Genomic DNA, 2,881 nt, shown 5'->3' on the forward strand with positions numbered 1-2,881 from the left:
TTTTAGTTTGGTTAAGTTAGAAAGGGCGCACGGTGGATGCCTTGACACTAGGAGTCGATGAAGGACGGGACTAACGCCGATATGCTTCGGGGAGCTGTAAGTAAGCTTTGATCCGAAGATTTCCGAATGGGGAAACCCACCATACGTAATGGTATGGTATCCTTACCTGAATACATAGGGTAAGGAAGACAGACCCAGGGAACTGAAACATCTAAGTACCTGGAGGAAGAGAAAGCAAATGCGATTTCCTGAGTAGCGGCGAGCGAAACGGAACATAGCCCAAACCAAGAGGCTTGCCTCTTGGGGTTGTAGGACATTCTATACGGAGTTACAAAGGAACGAGGTAGACGAAGCGACCTGGAAAGGTCCGTCGTAGAGGGTAACAACCCCGTAGTCGAAACTTCGTTCTCTCTTGAATGTATCCTGAGTACGGCGGAACACGTGAAATTCCGTCGGAATCTGGGAGGACCATCTCCCAAGGCTAAATACTCCCTAGTGATCGATAGTGAACCAGTACCGTGAGGGAAAGGTGAAAAGCACCCCGGAAGGGGAGTGAAAGAGATCCTGAAACCGTGTGCCTACAAATAGTCAGAGCCCGTTAATGGGTGATGGCGTGCCTTTTGTAGAATGAACCGGCGAGTTACGATCCCGTGCGAGGTTAAGCTGAAGAGGCGGAGCCGCAGCGAAAGCGAGTCTGAATAGGGCGTTTAGTACGTGGTCGTAGACCCGAAACCAGGTGATCTACCCATGTCCAGGGTGAAGTTCAGGTAACACTGAATGGAGGCCCGAACCCACGCACGTTGAAAAGTGCGGGGATGAGGTGTGGGTAGCGGAGAAATTCCAATCGAACCTGGAGATAGCTGGTTCTCCCCGAAATAGCTTTAGGGCTAGCCTTAAGTGTAAGAGTCTTGGAGGTAGAGCACTGATTGAACTAGGGGTCCTCATCGGATTACCGAATTCAGTCAAACTCCGAATGCCAATGACTTATCCTTAGGAGTCAGACTGCGAGTGATAAGATCCGTAGTCAAGAGGGAAACAGCCCAGATCGCCAGCTAAGGTCCCAAAGTGTGTATTAAGTGGAAAAGGATGTGGAGTTGCTTAGACAACTAGGATGTTGGCTTAGAAGCAGCCACCATTTAAAGAGTGCGTAATAGCTCACTAGTCGAGTGACTCTGCGCCGAAAATGTACCGGGGCTAAATACACCACCGAAGCTGCGAATTGATACCAATGGTATCAGTGGTAGGGGAGCGTTCTAAGTGCAGTGAAGTCAGACCGGAAGGACTGGTGGAGCGCTTAGAAGTGAGAATGCCGGTATGAGTAGCGAAAGACGGGTGAGAATCCCGTCCACCGAATGCCTAAGGTTTCCTGAGGAAGGCTCGTCCGCTCAGGGTTAGTCAGGACCTAAGCCGAGGCCGACAGGCGTAGGCGATGGACAACAGGTTGATATTCCTGTACCACCTCTTTATCGTTTGAGCAATGGAGGGACGCAGAAGGATAGAAGAAGCGTGCGATTGGTTGTGCACGTCCAAGCAGTTAGGCTGATAAGTAGGCAAATCCGCTTATCGTGAAGGCTGAGCTGTGATGGGGAAGCTCCTTATGGAGCGAAGTCTTTGATTCCCCGCTGCCAAGAAAAGCTTCTAGCGAGATAAAAGGTGCCTGTACCGCAAACCGACACAGGTAGGCGAGGAGAGAATCCTAAGGTGTGCGAGAGAACTCTGGTTAAGGAACTCGGCAAAATGACCCCGTAACTTCGGGAGAAGGGGTGCTTTCTTAACGGAAAGCCGCAGTGAATAGGCCCAAGCGACTGTTTAGCAAAAACACAGCTCTCTGCGAAGCCGTAAGGCGAAGTATAGGGGGTGACACCTGCCCGGTGCTGGAAGGTTAAGGAGAGGGGTTAGCGTAAGCGAAGCTCTGAACTGAAGCCCCAGTAAACGGCGGCCGTAACTATAACGGTCCTAAGGTAGCGAAATTCCTTGTCGGGTAAGTTCCGACCCGCACGAAAGGTGTAACGATTTGGGCACTGTCTCAACCAGAGACTCGGTGAAATTATAGTACCTGTGAAGATGCAGGTTACCCGCGACAGGACGGAAAGACCCCGTGGAGCTTTACTGTAGCCTGATATTGAATTTTGGTACATTTTGTACAGGATAGGCGGGAGCCATTGAAACCGGAGCGCTAGCTTCGGTGGAGGCGCTGGTGGGATACCGCCCTGAATGTATTGAAATTCTAACCTACGGGTCTTATCGACCCGGGAGACAGTGTCAGGTGGGCAGTTTGACTGGGGCGGTCGCCTCCTAAAGTGTAACGGAGGCGCCCAAAGGTTCCCTCAGAATGGTTGGAAATCATTCGTAGAGTGCAAAGGCATAAGGGAGCTTGACTGCGAGACCTACAAGTCGAGCAGGGACGAAAGTCGGGCTTAGTGATCCGGTGGTTCCGCATGGAAGGGCCATCGCTCAACGGATAAAAGCTACCCCGGGGATAACAGGCTTATCTCCCCCAAGAGTCCACATCGACGGGGAGGTTTGGCACCTCGATGTCGGCTCATCGCATCCTGGGGCTGTAGTCGGTCCCAAGGGTTGGGCTGTTCGCCCATTAAAGCGGTACGCGAGCTGGGTTCAGAACGTCGTGAGACAGTTCGGTCCCTATCCGTCGTGGGCGTAGGAAATTTGAGAGGAGCTGTCCTTAGTACGAGAGGACCGGGATGGACGCACCGCTGGTGTACCAGTTGTTCTGCCAAGGGCATAGCTGGGTAGCTATGTGCGGAAGGGATAAGTGCTGAAAGCATCTAAGCATGAAGCCCCCCTCAAGATGAGATTTCCCATAGCGTAAGCTAGTAAGATCCCTGAAAGATGATCAGGTTGATAGGTTCGAGGTGGAAGC

Annotated in this window: 1 rRNA gene; it reads left to right on the top strand. The window is 51.9% G+C overall.

From position 1 onward, the window contains the following. Nucleotides 1–9: 9 nt before the first annotated feature. Nucleotides 10–2,881, top strand: a 23S ribosomal RNA gene (locus MR115_RS29450); the annotation flags it as partial.

This window comes from Bacillus cereus group sp. BfR-BA-01309, from assembly GCF_022664315.1.
Lineage (GTDB): Bacteria > Bacillota > Bacilli > Bacillales > Bacillaceae_G > Bacillus_A > Bacillus_A mobilis.